Source organism: Pseudomonas sp. SCA2728.1_7 (genome assembly GCF_018138145.1).
GTDB lineage: Bacteria > Pseudomonadota > Gammaproteobacteria > Pseudomonadales > Pseudomonadaceae > Aquipseudomonas > Aquipseudomonas koreensis_A.
Genome location: NZ_CP073104.1, coordinates 3183281 through 3208869 on the forward strand (window position 1 = coordinate 3183281; position 25589 = coordinate 3208869).

Genomic DNA, 25589 nt, shown 5'->3' on the forward strand with positions numbered 1-25589 from the left:
ATTGGGGGATGCTTGAGATGTACGCCGACCTGCGACTGCTTTACCGAATCCATAATCGAGAAAGGCTTTGTGCTGATCTCCTAATCGACACGGTCTTTCAGGTCGATGTATGACGCAAGACACCTCCGTCGGCCCCCTCTCCCTCCGGGGTGGGGATTGTTTGGGGGAGATTTACGCTATACGCCGACCTGAACGTCCCTCACCGAATCCAGAATCGAGAAAGGCTTTGTGTCCAATCTCATAATCGACACGTTCTTTCAGGTCGATGTATGACGCAAGACAACTCGGTCAGCCCCCTCTCCCTCCGGGAGAGGGCTGGGGTGAGGGTTAGCTCTTGATCTTCAAACCGGCTGCAACTTCTTCTCAAAAACCGCCACCCCATTCAAATCCCGCAACACCACGCTCATCTCCCCATTCCCCCCTTCAATATTCACCTCGCCAAAAAACTGAAACCCGGCAAACGGCGAAGTGTTCTGCGCCGGCGGTGCCTTCTCGAACACCACCTCCGGGCCAAAGGTTTTATCCAGCGGATTGGGCCCGAAACTCCCGGCATTCAGCGGTCCCGCGACAAACTCCCAGAACGGTTCGAAATCCTGAAACGCCGCGCGATCCGGGTGATAGTGATGCGCCGCGCAGTAGTGCACGTCGGCCGTGAGGAAGACAAAGTTGCGCACCTGCTGCGCGCGCAGATAACCGAGCAATTCGGCGATCTCCAGCTCGCGCCCCTGCGCCGGTCCCGGATCACCGTTAGCCACTGCCTCCCAACGCGCCACACCCGGACTGACCTCGCCATCCGGCACACCAAGACCAATCGGCATGTCAGCGGCGATGACCTTCCACTGAGCTTTGGATTTCTTCAAACCGCGTTTAAGCCAGTCCAGTTGCTCACGCCCCAGAAACGGTTTCGCCGCGCCGAGGTTGTCGTCATTGGCGCCGCGATAGCTGCGCATGTCGAGCACGAACACATCGAGCATCGGCCCATAACTCAACTTGCGATAAATCCGCCCACCACCGTCGGCAGCCTGCAAACGCATCGGTGAATATTCCAGCCAGGCCTTGCGTGCGCGCCCGACCAGGGTGTGGATATCTTTCTCCTGATAGCGCTCGTCGAGCTGCTTGCCCGGTGACCAGTTGTTGACCACTTCATGGTCGTCCCACTGCCAGATCTGCGGCACCTCGGCGTTGAAGCGGCGGATGTTTTCGTCCATCAGGTTGTAGCGATAGTTGCCGCGATAGTCGTCGAGGGTCTGCGCGACTTTGCTCTTGGCTTCGGTGGTGAGGTTGCGCCAGATGCGCCCGCCTTCAGTGGTGAGCTGAGCGGGCACCGGGCCGTCGGCGTAGATCGTGTCGCCGCTGTGGATAAAGAAATCCGGCAGGCGCAGGCGCATGGCTTCATAGATGCGCATGCCGCCGATGTCCGGGTTGATGCCGAAACCCTGGCCGACGGTGTCGCCGCTCCAGACGAAGCGAATATTGCGCCGCGCCGTCGGTGCGCTGCGCAGATGACCCAGCCATGGTTCGCTGGCAACGCCGGTTTGCGCGTCCTTGAAATACACGCGATAGAAAATCGCCTGATCAGCAGGCAGTCCGGTGAGCTCAACGCGGGCGGTGAAGTCGCTGCGGGCATCGGCCAGCGCCGAGACCACCCGGCGCGGGTGACGAAACTGGCTGCGGGTGTCCCACTCGACCACCATATGCGCCGGGCGATCGCTGCGGCTCCAGATCATTGCGCGGTCGCCTTGCAGGTCGCCGGACTGCACGCCATCGGTCAGTTGCGGGCGGTCCTTGACCGAGGCAATCACCGCCGGCGCCAGGCTTGGCATCAGCAGACCGGCGCCAACGACTTGCATGACACGCCGGCGACCGGGGTTGAAATCGCTCATGGTGTTCTCCCTGAAAAAAGGAAAACTTAAGCACGCTCACATGACCCGGAAATGACACCGGACACACCACAAATCCAATGTAGGAGTGAGCCTGCTCGCGATGACGGTCAATCTGCCAACATTCATGTCACTGACAGACCGCTATCGCGAGCAGGCTCACTCCTACAAGGGGTTTGTCGCGTCAGTCAGGCCTTGGCCGGTTCCAGCGCCAGCTCTGCGGCTTCCGGGCGTTTGACCGTTGCGTACACAATCGCGGTCAACAAACTCCCGGCAACAATCGCCAGCAAATACAACAACGCATGATTGATCGCATTCGGAATCGCCAGCACAAACAAGCCACCGTGCGGCGCCATCAGTTTGCAGCCGAAGTACATCGACAACGCACCGGTCAGCGCACCGCCGGCAATGCTCGCTGGGATCACCCGCAACGGGTCTTTCGCCGCAAACGGAATCGCCCCCTCGGAGATAAAACACAGCCCCAGTACCAGCGCCGCTTTACCCGCCTCGCGTTCAGTCTGGGCGAACTTGCGCCGCGCAATGAACGTGGCGATGCCCAGACCAATCGGCGGCACCATGCCCGCGGCCATGGTCGCCGCCATCGGTGCATAACTCTGCGACGCCAGCAGCCCCACCGAGAACGCGTACGCGGCTTTGTTAATCGGCCCGCCAAGGTCGACGCACATCATGCCGCCGAGCAGCACGCCGAGCAGAATCGCGTTGGTGGTACCCATGCTGTCGAGGAAGTGCGTGAGCGCCCCGAGCATGCCAGCGACCGGTTTGCCGACCACGTAGATCATCACCAGACCGGTGAACAGACTGGCGAACAACGGGATGATCAGAATCGGTTTCAGTGCTTCAAGGCTTTGCGGCAAGGCGACATAACGACTGATCGCCTTCGCCGCGTATCCGGCGATAAACCCGGCGACGATGCCGCCGATAAAACCCGCGCCCAACGTACTCGCGAGCAAGCCACCAATCATCCCCGGCGCCAGGCCCGGACGGTCGGCAATCGAATAAGCGATGTAACCCGCCAGCAACGGCACCATCAGTTTGAACGCGGTCTCGCCGCCGATCTGCATCAATGCCGCCGCCAGTGTGCCTTCCTCCTTGAACGCGGTGATGCCGAACACGAACGACAGCGCAATCATCAAACCGCCGGCCACAACCATCGGCAGCATGAATGACACGCCGGTCAGCAAGTGTTTGTAGATGCCGGTTTTCTCTTGCTTGGACGGTGCCTTGCCGTCACTCGCGGCGCTTTCCACTGCACCTTCGGCCAAGGCTTTTTTCAGCGTGGCTTCGGACTGCTTCAAGGCGATCCCGGTGCCGCAGCGATAGATTTTCTTGCCAGCGAAACGCTCGGTGGCGACTTCGATATCCGCCGCCAGCAACACCACGTCAGCCTCAGCAATCGCCGCTGCGCTCAACGGGGTTTTCGCGCCCACCGAGCCTTGGGTTTCGACCTGCAGTTCGTAACCCAGACGCTTAGCGGTTTGCTGCAAGGCTTCGGCGGCCATGAAGGTGTGGGCGACACCGGTCGGGCACGCGGTAATCGCGACGATGCGTGGCGCACGCGGCGCATCGGCAACCGGTTCTGCCGCGCTGGCGACGTAAACCTCAGCCTCTTCAGCGCCACGACGCAGCACCGCTTCAACATCCTGCAACGCCTGCGCCGGGGCAATCTGGAAAACACGTTTACCGACAAAACGCGTCATGTCGACCGCGCCTGTGGCGACCAGCAAAACCCACTCGGCCGCGGCAATGGTCGCCGCCGACAACTCGCGTTCCGGGTGCGCCGCATCAATCACTTCAACACTGGTGCTCCAGCCCTGACGCTGCGCCGCCGCATCGAGCAGACGCGCGCACAGCACACTGGTGACCATGCCGTTCGGGCAAGCCGTAACAATGGCTAATTTCATGACAAACCCTCTTATTGTTCTGTCAGGGGACGCACGCGCACGCCCTGTTCGAGCTGCGCCAGTTGCGCCGCATCGTTGATGCCGAAACCGATCTGGGTCACCGCCATCGCCGCAATCGCGGTGGCCGTGCGCAGGGTTTGTTCAGGCGTGTCGGCGCTGAGCAAACCGTGGAGCATGCCGGCCAGCAACGAATCACCGGCACCGACCGTGCTGGCGACGCTGACCTTCGGTGGCGTGGCGTGCAGTGCCGAACCGACACTGAACCAGTTCACGCCGTCAGCACCGTGGGAAATCACCACGTGCTCGATGCCTTGCGCATGCAAGCGCGCCGCTGCTTGCGCTTCCGCCGCGTGGGAAACCACCTCGCAACCGAGCGCGTCGGCGAGTTCTTCAGTGTTCGGTTTGATCAGCCATGGACTGGCTTTCAAGGCTTCGCGCAATGCTTCGCCGCTGGAGTCGAGAGCGACTTTCAGGCCAAGTTGATTGAGCCGTTCGATCAATTCACGCAACCACTGCGCCGTCACGCCACGCGGCAAACTGCCGGCGACCACCACCGCATCGTGACCCGGTGCAATCTGCAGCAGACGCTCGAGCAACGCCTGCTGCGCGGCGGCATCGACCACCGGCCCCGGGCCGTTGATGTCAGTGATGCGTCCACTCTGCTCCGCCACTTTGATGTTGCTGCGCGTCTCACCCGGCACACGGATAAACGCGTCGACAAAACCGCGCTTGGCGAACAGGGTTTCGAACGCTTGCAGATTGTCTTCGCCGAGAAAACCACTGACCGTCAGTTGATGCCCCAGATCGGCCAACACCTGCGCGACGTTCACGCCTTTACCGGCGGCGTGGGTGTGCATCTCGTCGCTGCGATTGACCTGACCGGCCTCCAGCCGTGGCAACTCAACGGTGAGGTCGAGCGCCGGGTTGAGGGTCAGGGTAAGAATCTTGGCCATTACAGGGCCTCCACTAGTGCGCGCACTTCATTCGCGCTGCCCACGGCCAGGGCCTGTTGAGCAAGGGTTTGCGCCTGAGTCAGGCTGAGTTCGCGGATGCGCGCTTTCACTTCAGCAATGCTGCGCCCAGAGACACTGAGTTCATCGACACCGAGGCCAACCAGTACCGGAACTGCCAACGGATCAGCTGCGAGTTCGCCGCACACGCCGACCCATTTGCCGTGGGCATGGGCCGCGCGCACGGTGATGTCGATCAGTTGCAGCACCGCCGGGTGCAAGCCGTCAGCCTGCGCCGACAGCGTCGGGTGGCCACGGTCGATGGCCAGTGTGTACTGGGTCAGGTCGTTGGTGCCGACGCTGAAGAAGTCGACTTCCTTGGCCAATACCGGCGCGAGTAACGCGGCGGACGGCACTTCGATCATGATCCCCAGTTGCAGATCAGCAACCGGGATTTCCAGGCGCAGACGTTCAGTCATGTCGCGGGCCTGACGCCACTCTTCAACGCTGCCGACCATCGGGAACATGATCCGCAACGGACGGTTGTCGGCCGAACGCAGCAAGGCGCGCAATTGCGCCTCCATGATCTGCGGCCGCTGCAAGGTCAGGCGAATACCGCGTACGCCGAGGAACGGGTTTTCTTCCTTGGCGATCGGCCAATACGGCAGCGGTTTGTCGCCGCCGACATCCAGCGTGCGCACCACCAGCGGTCGACCGGCGAGGCCATCGAGCACGCGGCGGTATTCGGCTTCTTGCGTGGCCTCGTCCGGCGCTTGCGGATGGGCCATGAAAATCAGTTCGGTACGCAGCAGACCGATGCCTTCGGCGCCCTGCTCCACTGCGCTGATCACGCCCGCGCTTTCGCCGATGTTGGCGAACACTTCGACGGCGTGGCCATCGGTGGTGTGTGCCGGTTGATGGCGTTGTTCGGCGGCAATCTTCAGGCGTTGTTCGCGGCTGTCGCGTTCTTCGGTAGCGCGTTGCAGGGTCGCCGCATCAGCGTCGACATGCAGACGACCGCGTTGACCGTCGAGCAGCAACGGCGTGCCCGGCGCCAGCAGCAACACCGCCGCGCCAGCGCCGACCAGCGCCGGGATGCCGAGGGCGCGCGCAACGATTGCACTGTGCGCGGTGGCGCCGCCGCGAGCGGTAAGAATCCCCGCGACACGTGCCGGGTCCAGCCGCGCGACGTCGGACGGGCCGACCTCGTCCATCACCAGAATGTACGGTTGCTCAGGTTCGCTCGGCGTCTGCACGCCACACAGTTGCGCCAACACGCGACGACCGACGTCTCGCAGGTCCGCCGCACGCTCGGCAAGCAAGGCATCCTGCAGCGATTCCTGTTGTTTGGCCGCCGCCTCGATCACCGCCATCCACGCCGCTTCGGCGCTTTCGCCCTGCTTGAGGCGGGTGTCGACTTCGTCGGTGAGTTCCGGGTCGTCGAGCATTTCCTGATGGGTGATGAAAATCTCGCGGATGGCTTTGGCTTTGCTGCGTTCGATCAGGCCTTGGATGTCACTGCGCACGTCGCTGAGCGCTTGCTTGAGACGTTCGCGCTCGACGGCGGCGGACTCGCCCCGCAACGGATAATCGATGCTTTGTTGCACTTGAATATGCGCCGGGCCGATGGCGATGCCGGGGGCGGCCGGGATTGCTTGCAACTGAGCGCCGGATGCCGGAGCGATCAGTACTTCGGCGATGTCGGCGATGACTTCGCGTTGCTGACTGACGGCGGGCAGCGGCTCGACTTCTTCACCAAGCCCTTCTTCGATAGCAGCGAGCAAGGCCGGCAAGGCATCAGCGGCAATGCTCGGCTCGGCGATCAACTCCAGCACCTGACCGCGACGGGCGCCGAGGCTGAGCAGTTTGCTCAAGCTCTTCACCGACACGGCGCTGTCCTGACCATCGACAATGCGCACGCGAATCTCGCCGTCAAAACTCTTCGCCAGTTGCGCGAGGATCTTCGCCGGACGCGCGTGCAGACCATGGGCATTGGCCAGGGCAATGCGTGCGCTCGGCCAATCGGCGGGCAATTCACCGCCAAGCACTTCAAGAACTTTACGGCTACTGGTGGCCCGGCCCAGTTCATGGCCGCGACCTTCGATGAGCAACGCACACAGGCGTTCAAGCAGCGCCTGATGCGCTTCGCCAAGGCTGGCCAGACAGAACAGTCCGCTGAGCGGCTGGCCGAGGTAGCGCATCGGTTTGTCCGGGGTTACAAACGCCAGGCCCGGGCGCTTTACGGTTTGCTCACTGTGCAACCACCACAAACCATCGCCCAACGGCAGTGCTTCGACCTGTTGCAGCACCGCAGAAAAACCGTTGCTTACACAATCGGCCTGACGCAACAGACGTGCGCCACGCCAGACCAGTTCTTCGAAATCGTCGGCGGAGACACCGAGGCCAATCATCTGCGCGTCCAGCGCCAGTTCCTGCGGCGCGCCTTGCAGCAATTTCAGCAGCGCCTCAGGTGAACTGGCGCGACGCAGGGCCTGGCCCAGATCGGTCTCGCCGAGGGCACGGGTCAGCAGTTGCAGCAGGCGCAGGTGTTCGTCGGATTTGGCGGCGATGCCAATCGCCAGATAAACGATCTGGCCATCGCCCCAATCCACGCCCTCAGGAAATTGCATCAGGCGCACGCCAGTGGCGAACACCTGATCGCGGGTTTCCGGGGTTCCGTGGGGAATGGCAATACCTTGACCGAGAAAGGTCGAGCCCTGGGCTTCCCGGGCCTGCAATCCGGCGAGGTAACCGTCGGCAACCAGACCATCGGCCACCAGGTGATTGGCCAGCAGTTGCAGGGCAGCGGGTTTATCCACAGCCGATTGGCCCATGGATATCTGCTCTATAGTGAGCTCGAGCATGCGATCTCCTTTTTGGCGCTATATGAGTGCCAGGTATTGTTTTGGATGGTTTGCAGCTTAGGCGCTTTACCGCTTTGCTTTTCAGCGGCAGTTTTGGCGGTTTCACGGCAGAACCGGCCAAAGACGTCTAAAACGTAGAAAATACGCTTGCTGAAACGTTTAATCTAGATTGATCGGCACGTTACTCGATAATGTCCCATCCTTGAAGTCCAACTTGTCGGATGCGCTGCGACAATAGTCGCCTGCCCTAATCGGGTAGGATTGGCGAAAATGTCGCGGCAAGCTCGAAAAAACAAGGAAATACCGGGTTGAAACTCAGTGATATCGCGCGGTTGGCCGGAGTGTCCGTGACCACCGCCAGCTACGTCATCAACGGCAAGGCCGAACAGCAACGCATCAGCACCGCCACCGTCGAGCGGGTGCGGGCGGTGGTCGATCTGCACGGCTTCACGCCGAACCCTCAAGCGGCTGGACTGCGTAGCCGGCATACGCGCACGCTGGGCTTTATTCTGCCGGATCTGGAGAACCCCAGTTACGCGCGGATCGCCAAGCTGCTCGAGCAAGGTGCGCGGGCACGCGGTTATCAATTGCTGATCGCCAGCTCCGACGATGCGCCCGACAGCGAGCGCCAGTTATTGCAACTGTTCCGCGCGCGTCGCTGTGATGCGCTGATCGTCGCCAGTTGCCTGCCGGCCGGCGATGACAGCTATCGGCAGCTACAGGCCAAAGGTCTGCCGATCATCGCCATCGACCGGGTCATGGAACCCGAGCACTTCTGCTCGGTGATCAGTGACGACCGCGAAGCCAGCCTGCACCTGACCCAGAGCCTGCTCGATCCGCAACCGAAGCAGATCGTACTGCTTGGCGCCCGTCCGGAACTGAGCATCAGCCAGGAACGTGCCGCCGGTTTCAAACAGGCTCTGGTCGATTTCAAAGGCGAAGTGCTGGTCGAACACGCCGAATCCTTCAGCCGTGAGTGCGGCAAGCAACTGATGGAAGAACTCCTGCAGCGTCTGGGGCATTTGCCCGATGCGTTGGTGACTACGTCCTACGTGCTGCTACAGGGTGTGTTCGATGCGTTGCATGACTTCCCGTTGAAATCGCGACCACTGCGCCTCGGCACCTTCGGCGATACGCAGTTGCTGGATTTCCTGCCGCTGCCGGTCAACGCCATGGCCCAGCAGCACCAGTTGATCGCCGACAAGGCGCTGGAACTGGCGCTGGCCGCCGTCGAGCAGTCGGAGTACAAGCCCGGTGTGCAGGCCATCGCGCGGACCTTCAAGCAGCGTATCCACCAGGACTGAGCCGTGGAGCTGATCGACAGCCACACCCACCTCGATTTCCCCGACTTCGACGCCGATCGCTCGGCGTTGCTCGCCGAATGCCGCGCCCTCGGAGTGCGGCGGATGGTGGTGTTGGGGGTTTATGAGGGTAACTGGCAACGGGTGTGGGATCTGGTGCAGAGCGACAAGGACTTGTACGCGGCGTTCGGTCTGCATCCGGTGTATCTCGATCAGCATCGTCCTGAAGATGTATCAGCGCTCGGTGATTGGCTGAACCGGCTGCGCGGTCATCGACAATTGTGTGCGGTGGGCGAAATCGGTCTGGATTACTTCATCGAAACGCTGGATCGCGAGCGGCAACAAGCGCTGTTCGAAGCGCAACTGCAATTGGCGGCGGATTTCCAATTACCGGCATTAATCCACGTTCGCCGTAGTCATGCGGCGATCATCGCTACGCTCAAACGCTTCAAGCTCAAACGCGCGGGGATCATTCACGCCTTCGCCGGCAGCCGTGAAGAAGCGCGGGAGTACATCAAACTCGGTTTCAAACTGGGCCTGGGCGGTGCACCGACCTGGCCGCAGGCGTTGCGCATGCATCGGGTACTGGCGGAACTGCCGCTGGAGTCGATCGTGCTGGAAACCGATTCACCGGACATGGCGCCTGCGATGTTTCCCGGTCAGCGCAACAGCCCGGCGCACTTGCCGGCGATTTGTAAGACCTTGGCCGAGCTGATGAAGATCAGCCCGGAGCGACTGGCCGCTGCCAGCACCGCGAACAGCTGTGAAGTATTCGGCTGGTAACAAGCCCTCAGTCGGCGTGCGCCTTGGCGGCCTCCAGAATCAGCATCAGATGCTGACGCTGGCGTGCGTAACGGACGACCACGAAGTACACGAAAATCGTGATCAGTGAAGCGTTCAGTTGTTCGGTGACGCTCAGCAGCCCCACCCATTCCATTACCAACGCCACCAGCAATGCGGTGCAGACTGTTACTGAAGCGCTGAAACGCAGCAGTGCAAGCGAATCAAGGGATTTGAAGCGTTTGATCTGTTGCGGGCAACGCAATTCCAGCGTTTGCTGGCAATGCTCGCAGGTAAACGGTTCATTGATCGAAATGGCATTGAGTTGCCACGGTTTGAGCAGCAGCGTGGTCTGGCAATGAGCACAACGGCCCTGGACTCCCAGAGTTGCGGCAGACATGAGCGGCCTCCTCTACGCGAACGATTGGGTATGGATACTGGATCATTGCTGGGGAAATGCCAGAGTCTGCAGAGAAACAGGATTGGGCTTACGGGCCGAAGTGAAAAAGTCCTACAAAAGGTTCTGATAAAACGCAAAACCCTGTGGGAGCGAGCCTGCTCGCGAAGGCGGTGTGTCAGGTGACAGCGATGTCACTGACAGATTGCATTCGCGAGCAGGCTCGCTCCCACATTCTGATCCGGCTTGTTTCAGACGCGGAAGGCGCTGATCAGTTGTTTGAGCTCTACCACTTGGGCTGACAGCGCACGGCTGGCATCTTCAGTCTGATGCGCACCTTGCGCCGTGCGCTCGCCGGCGCGGTTGATCTCAACGATGTTCTGGTCGATGTCATGGGCCACCGCCGTTTGCTGCTCAACGGCAGCGGCGATCTGCTGGTTCTGATCGACGATCATGCCCACCGCGCCGAGGATGTTTTCCAGCGCCTGCTGGACCTTCTCCGACTGCCCCACCGTGCCGCTGGCCATCTGATGGCTGACGCCCATGGCTTTCACCGCCGCCCCAACGCCGCCGTGCAGTTTGGCGATCATCTGTTCGATTTCTTCGGTCGATTGCTGGGTGCGTTTGGCCAGCGTGCGCACTTCGTCCGCCACCACGGCAAAACCACGCCCCTGCTCGCCGGCACGCGCCGCTTCGATCGCGGCATTCAGCGCCAGCAGGTTGGTCTGTTCGGCGATGCTCTTGATCACTTCCAGTACGCGGCTGATCGATTGGCTGTCGCTCGCCAACTGGTTGATCACCCGTACCGACTGATCGATTTCACTGGCCAGCGCGGCAATGCTGCCCTGCTGTGACTCGACCAGGCCACGACCACTGATGGTCTCGTCATTCACGCTGTGGGCACTGCTCACCGCTGCGGCGGCACTGCGCGCCACCTCCAGCGAGGTCGCCGACATCTGGTTCATTGCCGTCGCCACTTGCTCGATCTGCGTACGTTGCCCTGCGACCGCTTGGTTGCTTTGCGCCGAAACGTTTTCAACCTGTCCGGCCTGACGCTCGACCTCGCCGACGGTCTGGCCTACCCGCTCGATCAAGTCGTGAATCTTCTTCACCGTGCCATTGAACACTTCGCCCAATTCACCTAACTCATCGCGACTGCTGGCCTTGAAGTTGACCGTCATGTCGCCGGCCGCGACCTTGTCCATCATTGCTCCAAGGCGTTTCAGCGTGGTTCTGGTCGAGGCGTAAAAACCACCGTAGAGATAGAAAATCAGCACGAACACCACAGACAGCGCCACCGCCTGCAAGACCATGTGCGTGCGGTTCTGCGCCAGACGCTGCTGCAATTGAGTGTCGAGGAATTTCAGCGTGGCTTCGTTGAGCTCATAGGTCTTGCCGATCAGCCCAGTGACCTGATCGTAAAAAGCCTGCCACGGCGCATCGAGCGTGTCGGCCATCACCACCTGTTCTTCGAACAGCTCGCTGGCCTGTTTCAGCGAGCCCTTGCTGCTCTCGGCCGCCGTGCTGAGGTTGTCCCGCGCGGCTTTGCTGGAGCCGAGGGCGTCCTGCAGTTTCAAGCCGTATTCGGCCTGGAGTTTTTCGATCTGCACCAGCAGCTCATCAAAACGGGTACTCGAAGAACTGTTGAGAAACCCCTGGCCCAATGAATACGAGCCCATCGCCCGGCCTTCGCCGAGGGTTTGCGTGACGCTCGGCGTGATCAGGGTGATCAGTTCGCTGAGCTGACGGATGTCGCTCTGATTATCGCGGCTCAGTCCGGCCTGACTGGTGATGATCTGACTGAAAATCTGCGCACTGGCCAGCAGTTTGCCGATCAACGCGCTTTTGCTCTGCAGCGAGTTTTCCGCTTGCTGGGCCTTTAATGCAGCGATCATTTCGTCGCGCTTGCCATCGAATACCTGGACCTGCTCAGGGTCGTCGGTCATCGCTGTCAGCCCTTGCAGGTGGGCCAGTACCGCTTGTTCGAGGGTGGTGATTTGCGCCTCGACATTGCCGGCCTTGCCGGACTGGCCGAGGGTGACGTTGATCTGCACCAGATTGTTGAGGGTTTCCAGATCCCGGCGCAAGGCCAGGCTGCTGCCCAGCAGATCGAGGCTTTGCAGTTCGACGCGGGTGCCCTGGAATTCGCGATAGGAATCGCGCACCAGATAGAAATTGGTCACCAGCATCGGCACCAGGAACAGCACGCTGATCAGGCTGAACTTCATGCCGAAGCTCAGACGGTTCATCAGCGAGACAGCGGGATAGAGCAAGCTCTTCACTGGAAGTCTCCCTTGGTTTTTCTTGTTTTTATTGGCAGGCGCGGGGCGACAGCAGATAGCCACTATCGGGCGCCATCTCTGTATAGCTCAAATCGAAGGGAGGTTTTGTAACTTAAGGTTAACGACAAAAAGATCGCAGCCTGCGGCAGCTCTCACAGGAAACACACAATCCCTGTGTAGGAGCTGCCGCAGGCTGCGATCTTTTGATCCTTCTTTAAATCAGTGAAATCAGTGGATCAGGACTGTCCACAAGGCAAACCCGGCATACCACAGCACCGCCGCACGCAGCAGCAGTTCCCACAGGCAATCGAGGGTGTTTATGCCTTCCGGCCCGACCACTGGAGGTGGAATTTCACCCGCCGCCAAACCGACCCGATTGATCAGTTGCGCCGCGCTGATGTTCCAGTTGAGCAGTTCATGCAGCATCACCCGGCTGACCGCGACAAAATTGCCGACCAGCGCCAGACTCGCCGCCAACAAGCGCACCGGCAGCCAGTCAAAGGCATGCCGCAGTTGCGCAGCGCGCTCCACCAATGCCGGGTTCTGGCCATGTTCCTGCGCCAGCGCCAACAGGCGATACGCCAACGCCGCCACCGGGCCAAGTACGAAATACCAGAAGATCACCGCAAAAAAGCTCTGATAGGCCTGCCACAGCAGATGCCCTTGCACGCTTTCAAGCAACTGCTCGCCGCTGTCGGCGCAGATATTCAGATCGCGCTTGGCCACATGTGCCGCTGCTTGCAGATCCTCACGGCGCCAGGCATCACGAAAGGGCCCGAGGCCGCCAAGCAAGTCGCCGCGCCCCAGACTGTAAATCACCACCAGCAAATGCACCGGCAACGCCAGCAAGCCGTAAGCCACCGGCTCCAGCACCACCAGCAACAGCGCCAGCAACGCCACTGGAAACAGCACCAGAATGCTCAGCACCAGCCACGGCTGTTTGGCCAGCCGCTCGCTGCTTTCCAGCTTGTTCAGTTCGCGGATCCATCCGCCATCGCGTTGAACCCGATGACGCAGGGCCGAAAACTTCTCGATCCACAGCGCCAGCAGTAACACCAGAAAACTCATTGTCCTTCCTCTTGTGCCAGGGCTGCGCGGTAACGTGCCCAGTCGAATGCCGGGCCAGGATCGGTCTTACGCCCGGGTGCTATGTCGCTGTGCCCACAAATGCGCGCGCCGGTGATGGCCGGAAATGCTGTCTGCAACTGGCGGGTCAGCGCCGTCAACGCCTGATACTGCGCGTCGGTGAACGGTAGATCATCGGTGCCTTCGAGCTCGATGCCCACGGAAAAATCGTTACAGGTTTCTCGCCCTTCGAACATCGACACGCCGGCATGCCAAGCCCGCTCAAGACAGGAGACAAACTGGGTGACCTTGCCGTCACGTTCAATCAGAAAATGCGCCGAAACGCGCAAGTCGGCGATCCCTGCAAAGTAGGGATGTTCGGTGACATCCAGACGATTCTGGAAAAATTCCTGCACCTTGCCCGTGGCGAACTGCGCCGGCGGCAGGCTGATGTTGTGGATGACCAACAGGGAAATTTCGCCCGCAGGGCGTTCATTGAAGTTGGGCGATGGGCAGACCTGCACCCCGTGACACCACCCGCTAGCGGGATCCAACTGCATACCGATTCCTTCAACGCCGACTGTGTTGGCGCCCAGTATGCCGTGATCGGCCCCCGGCGCGCGATCACTTGCCGCGATTGAGTCGCCGCAGATTGCCCAGCACCGACTCCAGCGCCCGGTCGAACAGCAAGGTGTCGTCCAGCACACGCACCACACCGCGCTCGAATTCCAAGGCCAACGTAATGCGGCTGCGCTCCAGCACCTTCATCCCGGTGCGATCGACAAATACATACTTGCCGGTGGCTTCGACAATTGCCGCCAGCTTGCAGCGCAGACTGTTTTCCTCGTCTTCCTGAAACGCCACCCAGCTGCCCAGGCGCAGTTGCTCGACCTGGCGCAGACCCGCAGCGTCATGGGGCAAGCGTACCGACGTCAGCGCCATGCTGCCCTCGTCGGCAGTTTGCAGCATGATCTGCTGCGACACCTCGATCATCGGTGCGGCCGGATCCGCCTCGACGGAACGCTCCAGCACCCGTACGTGCAGGGCTTCCAGTGCACTGAAAAATTCACTGGTGGCGAATGGATCGAACGCCGAACTGCTCAGGCCATCACGCAGCGATTTGAGCAAGCCCGGCACCAGTGCCAGCAAGCGCAGACTGGATTCAGTGTCGTCATGACGCTGCACGCTCCAGATCAATTGCTCCATGGTTTGCACGTCGGCCTGCCATTCGGCTGACTGATCGCCATGCTTGAGGCAGGTCAGCAGGAGTACTTTGCTCCAGGCGTCCTGGACGAAGGTGACCACGGTCGGCGGCAGCGTTTTACCCAGCAACGCTTGATTCAGCGCCCGTTCGACCCGGCGCCGGGCCAGTTCGGTTTTTGCCCGCCCCTCTTCGGCATCGCGCAACCGTTGCTCAAGCAACTCACTGCGTCGGCGTTCGTCGCTGGTGAACGCGAGGAAATCGGCCAGTAACTCGGAAAAAATCGCCGGATCATCGACAAAGTCAGTCAGCAGTCGCTGCACCACTTGTTCGATACGCAGGTACAAGCTGTCACGCGCGTCACCGTCACAATCGCCCCAGCCCATGGCCGCCTCGGCGATTTCATTGAGCAGGCGCCGCGCCGGATGGGTGCTGCGACTGAAGAAACTCTTGTCGAGCACCGCGACCTTGAGCATCGGAATCTGCAACCGCGCGATCAAGGCCTTGAGCGAATCCGGCACATTGCGGTCTTCAAGAATACAGTCGAAGACCATGGCGATCAGGTTGATCACGTCTTCGTCCGCATCGCCGACGATGCGCGATTTGCCACTTCTGACGCTGACTCGAGTCAGCAGTTGCTCGAGCTGATTGCGCAGATCGAAGTCATCCTGAGCCGCAAGCGCCGGCACGTACTGTTGCAGGTGCGAGAGCAGACGCAACAGGTCGCGAGTGGAAATCGGCTGCGCCGCTGCGCTGGACTCCAGCGTTGGTGCGACACTGCCGCGCACATGCAAAAGCAACTCCTGCAATGCCGCGAAAACTTCCTGTACACCTTCCTCGACTGGCGCCGGGTCGTGGCCTTCCTCGCGGTCGACATCGGCTGCCGCACGATCAATTGCGCGACGTGCCGGGGCTGCTTTCAATTCGGGCAACACACCGGTGGCAAGCAGCAACTGATTGGCTTCGGCGTAGAGCTGTTCGGTGTCGGCCAAGACATAGCGCTCGAACAGTTTGAGCAGGATCAGCTTGACCTTGATTTCCACGCCCAGGTTACGTCCGGCCTGCAGGAAAAACTCGCAGAGCAGCGCCGGGCCTAGCGGGTTGTGCTGATGATTGAGGGTATTGCCGAGCAGCGCGTTGAGCCGCGCGGTCAGTTGATCGAGCGCGAAGCCGTCACGCTTGAGTACGCGACCGACCATGGTCTCGACCGCCACACTGCGTTCCATGTCGTCGCTGCGTGGCGCCAACTCGTCATATATCAGGGCATGGGGCAGCGTGTGGTGCGTGGGATCGTATTGAGTCAGGCCGACAAAGGCTTCAAAAAACTGCTCAAGAAAACCACGCTCGATGTTTTTGCGCTTCAGACGCAGGTCGCGCATGGCTTCGAAAAAAATATTCTGTTCGACATCGTTGCGCGCCCGGTCGGCCATTTCAAACAGCGTGTCGTCGGCGTTATCGAACAGCTCCTGCAAACCGTGGCGCAGTTGCTGGGCAGCCTTGTCGCGAACCTGAAGCAGAATCACAGGCAGGCGGGCGAGCGGCGAGTGATTCGCCTGATCGGCAGTGCCTTTGTGCAAAGGCACCACTTTCCCGTCGTTGTGCATCCAAGCCTCCTGAAACGGTGATTCGTTCGGTCAAGCCAACCCGGCCCCCTGTGGGAGCGAGCCTGCTCGCGATGGCGGTGTATCAGCCGCAGCAATGTCACTGAGAGCATGCATTTCCGAGCAGGTTCGCTCGCACAAGTTCAATCAGGACGTCAAAGCTATGACGTCAAATGCAAGGCGAATTATCTTTCATAACTTGCACCCGGCGCCATAGCCGTCAGGGTTTCCCCTATACCGCCCCTTTCAGTGACCACGACTGGCCGGGTTTGCTCAAAGAAAATCGACCGGATGCAGGCAAGCACGCGCGTTCTCGCCTTGGGTTGGCTCGCGCCATGCCCCTATAATCGAACCACTTTGTTTGTGGAGCCCGTTATGCCGAATCTACGTCTCGCCGATTTGACCGCCGAAATCGAAGCCAACGTGCGCCGTGCGTTGCTCGAAGACATCGGCAGCGGCGACATCACCGCGCAACTGATCCCGGCCGAACGCTTGGCCAAAGCCACCATCATTACGCGCGACGCGGCTGTCATCTGCGGCACCGCGTGGGTTGATGCCGTGTTCCGTCAGCTTGATCCGCGGGTCGCGGTGCATTGGCAGGTAGTCGATGGCGAACGGGTGAAACCCAATCAGCCGCTGTTTCACCTCGAAGGCCCGGCCCGTTCGCTGCTGACCGGTGAGCGCAGTGCGCTGAATTTCCTGCAACTGCTGTCCGGCGTAGCCACGCGCGCGCAGTACCTGGCCGATTTCGTCGGCACCACTCAGGTCAAACTGCTCGACACCCGCAAAACTCTGCCGGGCTTGCGTCTGGCGCAGAAATACGCGGTGACCTGCGGTGGCTGCCACAACCATCGCATCGGTCTGTACGACGCGTTCCTGATCAAGGAAAACCACATCGCCGCCAGCGGTGGCATTCCACAAGCCATTGCCGCTGCGCACAAGATTGCGCCGGGCAAACCGGTGGAAGTCGAAGTGGAAAGTCTGGATGAACTGAAAGAAGCGCTGGCTGCTGGCGCCGACATCATCATGCTTGATGAGTTGAGCCTGGACGACATGCGCGAAGCCGTGCGCCTGAACGGTGGCAAGGCAAAACTGGAAGCCAGCGGCGGCATCAACGAAAGCACGCTGCTGCCGATCGCCGAAACCGGGGTGGATTACATCTCGATCGGTGCGATGACCAAGGATGTCAAAGCGGTGGATCTGTCGATGCGACTCAGCCTTTAAACAGCAGCGACAAGATGCGAGCTACAAGCTGCAAGCCACAATGCCTTTGCTTTGACTTGCAGCTTGCCGCTTGAAACTCGTAGCTGCTCTTATACGACGAGATTATTCATCTCGCAGTACTCGTCCCATTCGACACCCAGTACTTCAGCCGCCTCTTTGTGCAGCACAAGGCGCTGCGCCTCGAACTCCTCCGGCGTGCTCGTGTACTTGAGCGTCAGTTCCCACGGCTGCAGGCCCTGGGCTTCAGCCTCATCTTCGAAGGCCCACTGAATCTGGTCTTTCTGATCATCAGGACTCAGGTCCTTGATCTCTTCCTTCAGGTCCGGTACGTCCAGAATGTACTTTTCCAGCGCCTGTTCGTGACGTTGCTCTTGAGTTAATTCGGTCATGGCGTTCTCGCTGATCGTAAGAATGGAGGATGGATCTGGATCATCAAGGATCTCTCTGACGCGGATTTGTCCGGACTTCGGAACCATTCGGGATCATCTGAAAACTGCTGGGCGATGCTCATGCAGGCTCCGAATATAGGACGTTTGCATGACGAATTACACGGCTCTTTACATCTCTCTCACAAAAAGCTGACCTGCGGAACATAAATGCGGATTTCGAGTCATAGCGATGTGCCACTTCGGCACTTCTTCGCTGTTCACAAGGAAACCCAGTGATGCGCAGCTTTTCGAAAATTTCTTCTGTTGTGTCTGCCACCGCTCTGATCGCCACTTTGGTTCTGCCGGCCAGTGCAATGGCTGTTGAATTGAGTAACAGCAGCGCTTCCTACGGCGACAAGGTTTCACTGATTCACAACGACTACGGCAAAGACGTGGTGATCAGAAGCGATGTCAGCATCGATGACCTGAGAAAAATGCGCGATACCATCAGCGAGCAATCGCGCCAGATCGAAGAACTGAAACGCAGCAGCGGTTCGAGCTCAAGCTCCAGCGGCAAGGAAATCGATGATCTGAAAAACAAGGTCAAAGACCAGGACCGTGAACTGGACACGCTCGGTCGTCAGGTCGAAGACCTCAAGCGCAACAGTGGCTCCAGTTCCAACTCGAACAGCAGCGAGATTTCGAATCTGAAGCAGAAAATCAACGATCAGGATCGGGCGATGGAACAGCTCAAACGTACCGTCGAGGATCTGAGCCGCAAGGTGAAATAAGAGAGGTGGTGCCCGAGACAGGAATCGAACCTGCGACCTTCGCGTTACGAGTGCGCTGCTCTACCGGCTGAGCTACACGGGCGGTGGGCTAAACCTAGCACCGGTTCTGAAGTCCGGCAACTTCGCAGAATGTCTCGATATTTCGCAGACAAAAAAATGCCCCACCGTTTTCACGGCGGGGCATTTTTATTGCGCTAACGCTTTGGGCTGATTAAACGCCCGAAGCCTTGGCCGCTGCTACGTCTTTGATGGACAGCTTGATACGGCCGCGGTTGTCCACGTCCAGTACCAGCACTTCCACTTCCTGGCCTTCTTTCAGGATGTCGGTCACTTTCTCTACGCGAGCGTCGCTCAGCATCGAGATGTGCACCAGACCGTCCTTGCCAGGCAGGATGTTGACGAATGCGCCGAAGTCGACGATGCGCTCAACCTTGCCGACGTAGATCTTGCCGATCTCGGCTTCAGCGGTGATGCCCAGAACGCGCTGACGTGCAGCTTCAGCAGCTTCCTTGGTTTCGCCGAAGATCTTGATCGAACCGTCGTCTTCGATGTCGATCGAAGCCTTGGTTTCTTCGCAGATCGCACGGATGGTCGCGCCACCTTTACCGATAACGTCACGGATTTTGTCGGTGTCGATTTTCATCGCGATCATGGTCGGAGCGTTGGCCGACAGTTCGGTACGCGACTGGCCAATGATCTGGTTCATCTGACCGAGAATGTTCAGGCGCGCTTCCAGGGCTTGGCCCAGAGCGATTTCCATGATCTCTTCGGTGATGCCCTTGATCTTGATGTCCATCTGCAGCGCGGTAACACCTTTGGCGGTACCGGCAACTTTGAAGTCCATGTCGCCCAGGTGGTCTTCGTCACCGAGGATGTCGGTCAGGACGGCGAATTTCTCGCCTTCTTTAACCAGACCCATGGCGATACCGGCAACCGGCGCCTTCATCGGCACACCAGCGTCCATCAGGGCCAGGGAAGCACCGCAAACGGAAGCCATCGAGCTCGAACCGTTGGATTCGGTGATTTCCGACACCACACGGATGGTGTACGGGAACACGTCAGCGGCTGGCAGCATGGCCGAAACCGAACGACGGGCCAGACGGCCGTGACCGATTTCACGACGACCAGCACCACCCATGCGACCACATTCGCCTACCGAGAACGGAGGGAAGTTGTAGTGCAGCATGAACGGGTCTTTTTTCTCGCCTTCCAGAGTGTCCAGCAGCTGTGCGTCACGGGCGGTGCCCAGAGTCGCGACTACCAGAGCCTGGGTTTCACCACGGGTGAACAGCGCCGAACCGTGAGTCTTCGGCAGAACGCCGACTTCGATGTTCAGCGGACGTACGGTCTTGGTGTCGCGGCCGTCGATACGTGGCTTGCCGTTAACGATGTTTTCGCGAACGGTGCGGTATTCGATTTCGCCGAAAGCGGCTTTGACTTCGCTGGACGAAGGCTGGCCTTCTTCACCGGACAGTTTGGCAACCACTTGATCCTTCAGCTCACCCAGGCGAGCGTAACGGTCGGCCTTGATGGTGATGGTGTAAGCCTGGGAGATTGCTTCGCCGAACTCGGCACGGATAGCGCCCAGCAGTTCGGTGGCTTCTGGCGCCGGAGCCCAGTTCCAGGTTGGCTTGGCAGCTTCAGCGGCCAGTTCTTTAACAGCGTTGATCACCACCTGGAATTCGTCGTGAGCAAACAGTACCGCGCCCAGCATCTGGTCTTCGGTCAGCTCTTTGGCTTCCGATTCAACCATCAGCACAGCGTCGGAAGTACCGGCAACGACCATGTCCAGGCTCGAAGCAGCTTGCTGCTCGTAAGTCGGGTTCAGCAGGTAGCCGGTGCTTTCGTGGAAAGCTACACGAGCGGCGCCGATCGGGCCGTCGAACGGAATGCCCGAGATGGCCAGGGCAGCCGAGGTACCGATCATCGCAGCGATGTCCGGATCGGTCTTCTTGCTGGTGGAAACGACGGTGCAGACAACCTGCACTTCGTTCATGAAGCCTTCCGGGAACAGCGGACGGATCGGACGGTCGATCAGTCGGGAAGTCAGGGTTTCTTTCTCGGAAGGACGGCCTTCACGCTTGAAGAAACCGCCAGGGATCTTACCGGCAGCGTAAGTCTTTTCCTGGTAGTGAACCGACAGAGGGAAGAAGCCCTTGCCTGGATCAGCTTGTTTTGCGCCAACTACAGTCACCAATACGCTGACGTCGTCGTCAACGGTGACCAATACTGCGCCGGAGGCCTGACGGGCGATACGGCCAGTCTCGAGGGTAACGGTCGATTGACCGAACTGGAATTTTTTGATTACCGGGTTCACGGTGTCCTACCTTCTTTGTGGCTCTTGGGGGAACTGGTTTCTTGCGAATTCTTGGGCAATGTCGGGAATCGGCCCAACCGTTGTCCGGGGTAAAACGTGTATCCAGATAAAACTTGAGGCTGGGAGCCTGCAAGCCGCCGGCGGTAAACCGCAGACGTCCGACAGACAACCAACCTCATAGCGCAATCGCTGATTAGCGACGCAGACCCAGGCGACCGATCAGAGTCTGATAACGACCCAGATCCTTGCCTTTCAGGTAGTCCAGCAGCTTGCGACGCTGGTTTACCATGCGGATCAGACCACGACGGGAGTGGTGATCTTTACCGTTGGCCTTGAAGTGACCTTGCAGCTTGTTGATGTTGTGGGTCAGCAGTGCAACTTGCACTTCTGGCGAACCAGTGTCACCAACAGCTTGCTGGTAGTCAGCAACGATTTGAGCTTTTTCTTGAACGTCGAGAGCCATGAGGCAATCCTTTTATCAGGAAACTGTTTCAAAGAAACAGTTTCAACAGGCCAGGGACAAATCCCTGTATCTATAAATGAGTAGTGACCGTGCCTGTTAACAGCCACCCTCGCCAGCCTGCTTTGACACAGACCGGTTTCGGTCATTCCGACCGAATCAGTCGACGTGGCGCAATACGCCCGTCTTCGCTCACTTCACCGATACCGATGAAGCGACCATTGTGATCCTGTACCCGTACCATGCCGAACTTCGGAGCATCCGGGGCACGTACCGGCTGGCCGTTGAGCCAGTAGAACGCGCTCGCTTCCGAGAAGTGCAGCAACGGCCAGTCCAGCAGGCCGCTGTCCGATGGCATTAGGAAGCGATCAACTGCTTCGTTGCCGCCTTCGGCATGTACTGCTTCGAGCTCTTCGAGGGTAACCGTTTGCGCCAGGGTAAAAGGCCCGGCCTGGGTACGGCGCAATTCAGCGACGTACGCACCACAACCGAGTTGCTCACCAATATCCTCCACCAGGGTGCGAATATAGGTGCCCTTGCTGCAATCCACCGCAAGACGCGCAGTATCGCCTTCGAAGGCCAGTAATTCCAAGCGCGCAATAGTAACAGAACGCGGTTCGCGCTCCACTACTTCGCCTGCACGAGCCAGCTTGTACAGCGGTTGGCCATCACGCTTGAGCGCCGAGTACATCGGCGGTATCTGACTGATTTGCCCACGAAATTTCGGCAATGCCGCTTCGACATCGGCGCGACCAACGGTCACCGGGCGCTCCTGCAAAACCTCACCTTCGGCATCCGCCGTGGTGGTGGTCTTGCCCAGTTGCGCCAGGGTTTCATAACCCTTGTCGGAATCGAGCAGGTATTGCGAGAACTTGGTCGCTTCGCCAAAGCACAACGGTAAAACACCGGTGGCCAGCGGGTCGAGGCTGCCGGTGTGACCGGCCTTCTCGGCATTCAGCAGCCAGCGAACCTTCTGCAACGCGGCGTTGGAGGTGAACCCCAACGGCTTGTCGAGCAGGATGATGCCACTGACGTTACGACGGATACGTTTGACCTGAGCCACCGAATTACTCCTTGGTGTCTTCAGGTTCAGCAGCGACCGGATGCTGATTGTCTTCAGCAACCGCACGCTCGATCAGGGCCGACAGATGCGCACCACGTACGACGGATTCGTCGTAGTGGAAATGCAGTTGCGGCACGCTGCGCAGCTTCATTTCACGGGCCAGTTGCATACGCAGGAAGCCTGCGGCGGCGTTGAGCACCTTGATGCTTTGTGCGATGTCTTCAGCGTTGTCCTGCCCCATTACGGTGATGAAAATCTTCGCGTGACCGACGTCACGGCTGACTTCAACAGCGGTAATGGTGACCAGACCCACACGTGGATCTTTGACTTCGCGACGGATCAGTTGGGCCAGCTCACGCTGCATCTGATCGCCGATACGTTGGGTACGGCTGTATTCTTTTGCCATGATTTTGTTACCTGTTACTGCCCAGCGGTGAAACCCGCAAGGTCTGAAAGCGGCAAACGCCCGGCCTGACAAAAGCCAGACCGGGCGTTGCGTTTAGAGTCCGGGTGATGCGCCACACTGGTGAGTGTGGCCGGCCATCACGGCTCCTGAAGTGCGCGAGTTAGAGGCTGCGAGCAACCTGAACCTTCTCGAAGACTTCGATCTTGTCGCCGACTTTGACGTCGTTGTAGCTCTTCACGCCGATACCGCATTCCATGCCGGCACGTACTTCGGAAGCGTCATCCTTGAAGCGGCGCAGGGATTCCAGCTCGCCTTCGAAGATAACGATGTCTTCACGCAGCACACGGATCGGACGGTTACGGTGCACAACACCTTCGATCACCATGCAGCCAGCGATCGCGCCAAACTTCGGCGAACGGAACACGTCACGCACTTCTGCCACACCCAGGATGTTCTCGCGAACATCGCTGCCGAGCATGCCGGTCAGGGCTTTCTTGACGTCTTCGATGATGTCGTAGATCACGTTGTAGTAACGCATGTCCAGACCTTCCTGCTCGACGATCTTCCGTGCGCCAGCATCGGCACGCACGTTGAAGCCGAACAGTACAGCGTTGGAAGCCAGTGCCAGGTTAGCGTCGGACTCGGTGATACCACCGACACCGCCGCCAACTACGCGCACTTGTACTTCGTCGTTACCCAGGCCATTCAAGGCACCGTTCAACGCTTCCAGCGAACCACGGACGTCGGATTTGAGGACGATGTTGAGCGTCTTCTTCTCGGCCTGACCCATGTTTTCGAAGATGTTTTCCAGCTTGCCGGCGTGAGCGCGAGCCAGTTTGACTTCGCGGAACTTGCCTTGACGGAACAGAGCCACTTCACGGGCTTTCTTCTCGTCGGCAACCACGCTCATCTCGTCGCCAGCGTCCGGGGTACCGTCCAGGCCGAGGATCTCGACAGGGATGGAAGGACCGGCTTCCTTGATTGGCTTGCCATTCTCGTCGAGCATGGCGCGAACGCGGCCATAGTTCGAACCGACCAGCACCATGTCGCCTTGGCGCAGGGTACCGTCTTGAACCAGAACGGTTGCCACCGGGCCACGACCTTTGTCGAGACGCGATTCAACCACAACGCCACGGCCAGGAGCCGATGGGGTCGCTTTCAGTTCGAGAACTTCAGCTTGCAGCAGAACGGCTTCAAGCAGCTCGTCCACGCCAGTACCGACCTTCGCCGAAACCGGTACGAACGGCGTATCACCGCCCCACTCTTCGGAAGTCACACCGTGAACCGACAGTTCGCTACGGATGCGATCGAGATCGGCGCCCGGCTTGTCGATTTTGTTCACGGCTACAACCAGTGGAACGCCAGCCGCTACTGCGTGCTGAACAGCTTCAATGGTCTGCGGCATCACGCCGTCGTCCGCTGCAACCACCAGGATCACGATGTCGGTCGCCTTGGCACCACGAGCACGCATTGCGGTAAACGCGGCGTGACCAGGGGTATCGAGGAAGGTGACCATGCCGCGTTCGGTTTCAACGTGGTATGCACCGATGTGCTGGGTGATACCGCCGGCTTCGCCAGCAGCTACCTTGGCACGACGGATGTAGTCGAGCAGGGACGTTTTACCGTGGTCAACGTGGCCCATTACGGTCACGACTGGCGCACGGGAGAACGACTCACCTTCAAACTTCAGGGACTCGGCCAGGGAATCTTCCAGGGCGGTGTCGCTGACCAGGGTCACTTTGTGGCCCAGTTCTTCGGCTACCAGTTGAGCAGTTTCCTGATCAAGCACCTGGTTGATGGTCGCTGGAGTACCCAGTTTGAACATGAACTTGATGATTTCAGCAGCCTTGACCGACATCTGATTGGCGAGATCGCCAACAGTGATGGTCTCGCCGATCTGCACATCACGCACGACAGGGCCGGTTGGGCTCTGGAAACCGTGAGCGTTGCGCTTCTTCAGCTTGGCCTTGCCGCGACCACCGCGACGGAAGCCATCGCTTTCTTCGTCGGTAGTGCGTGGCGCCACACGTGGAGCCGGCGCTTTTTCTTTGACCGAGGCGCGATGCGGAGCGTTTTTGCGCTCGCCATCACCACCACCGCTGCGACGATTGTTGTCGTCGGCACGTGGCTTGTCCGGACGGCGCTGTTCGTTCTGCTTGTTGCGAACGTCAGCAGACGGAGCTGGAGCAGCGGCAACTACCGGTGCGCTTTCGCGAACAGGTTCGGCAACTGCAGCCGGCGCCGCAACGGCGTCGCTGGTAGCGGTCTGCGCAGCAGCAGGCTGATTACGCGCTTCTACTTCGGCGCGTTGCTTGGCTTCTTCTTCAGCCTTCTGACGGGCAGCATTTTCTACTGCGCGACGCTCATCCAGTTCACGCTTGCGCTCGGCTTCGATTTCTTCCGGGCTGCGCTGTACGAAAACTTTCTTCTTGCGGACTTCAACGCTGATGCTTTTGCTGCCAGCAACACGCAGGGTGCTGGTGGTTTTACGCTGCAGCGTGATCTTGCGTGGTTCTTCCACTTTCGCCTTGTGGCTGCTTTTCAAGTGAGTCAGCAGGGACTGCTTCTCACTGTCAGTCACATTTTCTTCGGCGGCGGTGTGCGGCAGACCTGCCTCACGCATCTGCTGCAACAGGCGCTCTACCGGTGTTTTGACCTCATCGGCCAGTTGTTTCACCGTGACTTGCGTCATGCACTTCTCTCCTCAGGCCGCGCCT

At 59.5% G+C, this 25589-nt stretch carries 19 protein-coding genes and 1 tRNA gene; 4 read left to right on the plus strand and 16 right to left on the minus strand.

The genetic code is table 11. From position 1 onward, the window contains the following. Positions 1-341: 341 nt before the first annotated feature. The 4 genes from KBP52_RS14320 to ptsP form a co-directional block, all read right to left on the minus strand. Positions 342-1883 carry an alkaline phosphatase D family protein gene (locus KBP52_RS14320; RefSeq protein ID WP_212622987.1) on the minus strand — a complete coding sequence of 514 codons (1542 nt, stop codon included), beginning with the start codon at positions 1881-1883 and terminating at the stop codon, positions 342-344. A gap of 185 nt (positions 1884-2068) precedes the next feature. Continuing rightward, positions 2069-3802, minus strand: a complete 1734-nt coding sequence (locus tag KBP52_RS14325) for a PTS fructose-like transporter subunit IIB (protein WP_212622988.1) — start codon at positions 3800-3802, stop codon at positions 2069-2071. 11 nt (positions 3803-3813) lie between these two features. Continuing rightward, entirely contained in the window at positions 3814-4755 is a 942-nt protein-coding gene (gene pfkB, locus KBP52_RS14330) for a 1-phosphofructokinase (protein ID WP_212622989.1), read from the minus strand. Further along, a complete protein-coding gene (ptsP, locus tag KBP52_RS14335) occupies positions 4755-7616 on the minus strand; it encodes a phosphoenolpyruvate--protein phosphotransferase (protein ID WP_212622990.1) in 2862 nt (953 codons plus the stop codon). Before ptsP ends, pfkB begins: the two co-directional genes overlap by 1 nt. Before the next feature lie 308 nt (positions 7617-7924). Between ptsP and cra the strand changes: the two genes are divergently transcribed. Both cra and KBP52_RS14345 read left to right on the plus strand, forming a co-directional pair. After that, positions 7925-8920: a catabolite repressor/activator gene (gene cra / locus KBP52_RS14340; protein ID WP_077571058.1), complete on the plus strand. Its 996-nt coding sequence runs from the start codon at positions 7925-7927 to the stop codon at positions 8918-8920. Between the two features lie 3 nt (positions 8921-8923). Beyond that, positions 8924-9700 carry a TatD family hydrolase gene (locus KBP52_RS14345; RefSeq protein ID WP_212622991.1) on the plus strand — a complete coding sequence of 259 codons (777 nt, stop codon included), beginning with the start codon at positions 8924-8926 and terminating at the stop codon, positions 9698-9700. A 7-nt stretch (positions 9701-9707) separates the two neighbouring features. Here KBP52_RS14345 and KBP52_RS14350 read toward each other — a convergent pair whose 3' ends face one another. From KBP52_RS14350 to KBP52_RS14370, 5 genes are all read right to left on the minus strand, one after another. Continuing rightward, on the minus strand, positions 9708-10097 hold the full coding sequence (locus tag KBP52_RS14350; RefSeq protein WP_077571054.1) for a hypothetical protein: 390 nt from the start codon (positions 10095-10097) through the stop codon (positions 9708-9710). 248 nt (positions 10098-10345) lie between these two features. After that, positions 10346-12376, minus strand: coding sequence for a methyl-accepting chemotaxis protein (locus KBP52_RS14355; protein WP_212622992.1), 2031 nt, complete (start codon positions 12374-12376; stop codon positions 10346-10348). A gap of 228 nt (positions 12377-12604) precedes the next feature. Further along, positions 12605-13444 (minus strand): regulatory signaling modulator protein AmpE, encoded by an 840-nt coding sequence (gene ampE, locus KBP52_RS14360; RefSeq protein WP_116029442.1) that lies wholly within the window; start codon positions 13442-13444, stop codon positions 12605-12607. After that, on the minus strand, positions 13441-14001 hold the full coding sequence (gene ampD / locus KBP52_RS14365) for a 1,6-anhydro-N-acetylmuramyl-L-alanine amidase AmpD (protein ID WP_077571048.1): 561 nt from the start codon (positions 13999-14001) through the stop codon (positions 13441-13443). The genes ampE and ampD overlap by 4 nt, the downstream gene beginning before the upstream one ends. A gap of 64 nt (positions 14002-14065) precedes the next feature. Beyond that, positions 14066-16246, minus strand: a complete 2181-nt coding sequence (locus tag KBP52_RS14370) for a DUF1631 domain-containing protein (RefSeq protein WP_212622993.1) — start codon at positions 16244-16246, stop codon at positions 14066-14068. A gap of 372 nt (positions 16247-16618) precedes the next feature. Between KBP52_RS14370 and nadC the strand changes: the two genes are divergently transcribed. Next, positions 16619-17467 (plus strand): carboxylating nicotinate-nucleotide diphosphorylase, encoded by an 849-nt coding sequence (nadC, locus tag KBP52_RS14375; RefSeq protein ID WP_016986492.1) that lies wholly within the window; start codon positions 16619-16621, stop codon positions 17465-17467. Between the two features lie 89 nt (positions 17468-17556). On the opposite strand, the gene KBP52_RS14380 is transcribed toward nadC, so the two are convergent. Continuing rightward, entirely contained in the window at positions 17557-17856 is a 300-nt protein-coding gene (locus KBP52_RS14380; protein ID WP_034154593.1) for a DUF6388 family protein, read from the minus strand. 275 nt (positions 17857-18131) lie between these two features. On the opposite strand from KBP52_RS14380, the gene KBP52_RS14385 reads away from it, so the two are divergent. Then, a complete protein-coding gene (locus KBP52_RS14385) occupies positions 18132-18626 on the plus strand; it encodes a hypothetical protein (RefSeq protein WP_123594497.1) in 495 nt (164 codons plus the stop codon). Positions 18627-18632: 6 nt separating this feature from the next. On the opposite strand, the gene KBP52_RS14390 is transcribed toward KBP52_RS14385, so the two are convergent. The 6 genes from KBP52_RS14390 to infB form a co-directional block, all read right to left on the minus strand. Next, positions 18633-18708: transfer RNA gene (locus KBP52_RS14390), tRNA-Thr, on the minus strand. A gap of 129 nt (positions 18709-18837) precedes the next feature. After that, complete coding sequence (gene pnp / locus KBP52_RS14395; RefSeq protein WP_053117036.1) at positions 18838-20943, minus strand: polyribonucleotide nucleotidyltransferase; 2106 nt, start codon at positions 20941-20943, stop codon at positions 18838-18840. 193 nt (positions 20944-21136) lie between these two features. After that, positions 21137-21406: a 30S ribosomal protein S15 gene (gene rpsO, locus KBP52_RS14400; protein ID WP_003177875.1), complete on the minus strand. Its 270-nt coding sequence runs from the start codon at positions 21404-21406 to the stop codon at positions 21137-21139. A gap of 142 nt (positions 21407-21548) precedes the next feature. Next, positions 21549-22466 carry a tRNA pseudouridine(55) synthase TruB gene (gene truB / locus KBP52_RS14405; RefSeq protein WP_034154423.1) on the minus strand — a complete coding sequence of 306 codons (918 nt, stop codon included), beginning with the start codon at positions 22464-22466 and terminating at the stop codon, positions 21549-21551. A 4-nt stretch (positions 22467-22470) separates the two neighbouring features. Then, positions 22471-22872: a 30S ribosome-binding factor RbfA gene (gene rbfA / locus KBP52_RS14410; RefSeq protein WP_007915259.1), complete on the minus strand. Its 402-nt coding sequence runs from the start codon at positions 22870-22872 to the stop codon at positions 22471-22473. A gap of 160 nt (positions 22873-23032) precedes the next feature. Then, the gene (gene infB / locus KBP52_RS14415) at positions 23033-25564 is read right to left on the minus strand and encodes a translation initiation factor IF-2 (protein ID WP_077571040.1); all 2532 of its coding nucleotides are present in this window, start codon (positions 25562-25564) and stop codon (positions 23033-23035) included. Positions 25565-25589: the final 25 nt, after the last annotated feature.

What these genes read in the sequence shown, in the direction of transcription:
- ampE (WP_116029442.1), bottom strand. Translation starts at nt 13,444, where the DNA reads ATGAGTTTTCTGGTGTTACTGCTGGCGCTGTGGATCGAGAAGTTTTCG.
- infB (WP_077571040.1), bottom strand. Translation starts at nt 25,564, where the DNA reads ATGACGCAAGTCACGGTGAAACAACTGGCCGATGAGGTCAAAACACCG.
- pfkB (WP_212622989.1), bottom strand. Translation starts at nt 4,755, where the DNA reads ATGGCCAAGATTCTTACCCTGACCCTCAACCCGGCGCTCGACCTCACC.
- KBP52_RS14350 (WP_077571054.1), bottom strand. Translation starts at nt 10,097, where the DNA reads ATGTCTGCCGCAACTCTGGGAGTCCAGGGCCGTTGTGCTCATTGCCAG.
- ampD (WP_077571048.1), bottom strand. Translation starts at nt 14,001, where the DNA reads ATGCAGTTGGATCCCGCTAGCGGGTGGTGTCACGGGGTGCAGGTCTGC.
- KBP52_RS14320 (WP_212622987.1), bottom strand. Translation starts at nt 1,883, where the DNA reads ATGAGCGATTTCAACCCCGGTCGCCGGCGTGTCATGCAAGTCGTTGGC.
- KBP52_RS14385 (WP_123594497.1), top strand. Translation starts at nt 18,132, where the DNA reads ATGCGCAGCTTTTCGAAAATTTCTTCTGTTGTGTCTGCCACCGCTCTG.
- KBP52_RS14325 (WP_212622988.1), bottom strand. Translation starts at nt 3,802, where the DNA reads ATGAAATTAGCCATTGTTACGGCTTGCCCGAACGGCATGGTCACCAGT.
- rbfA (WP_007915259.1), bottom strand. Translation starts at nt 22,872, where the DNA reads ATGGCAAAAGAATACAGCCGTACCCAACGTATCGGCGATCAGATGCAG.
- nadC (WP_016986492.1), top strand. Translation starts at nt 16,619, where the DNA reads ATGCCGAATCTACGTCTCGCCGATTTGACCGCCGAAATCGAAGCCAAC.
- rpsO (WP_003177875.1), bottom strand. Translation starts at nt 21,406, where the DNA reads ATGGCTCTCGACGTTCAAGAAAAAGCTCAAATCGTTGCTGACTACCAG.
- KBP52_RS14380 (WP_034154593.1), bottom strand. Translation starts at nt 17,856, where the DNA reads ATGACCGAATTAACTCAAGAGCAACGTCACGAACAGGCGCTGGAAAAG.
- ptsP (WP_212622990.1), bottom strand. Translation starts at nt 7,616, where the DNA reads ATGCTCGAGCTCACTATAGAGCAGATATCCATGGGCCAATCGGCTGTG.
- KBP52_RS14370 (WP_212622993.1), bottom strand. Translation starts at nt 16,246, where the DNA reads ATGCACAACGACGGGAAAGTGGTGCCTTTGCACAAAGGCACTGCCGAT.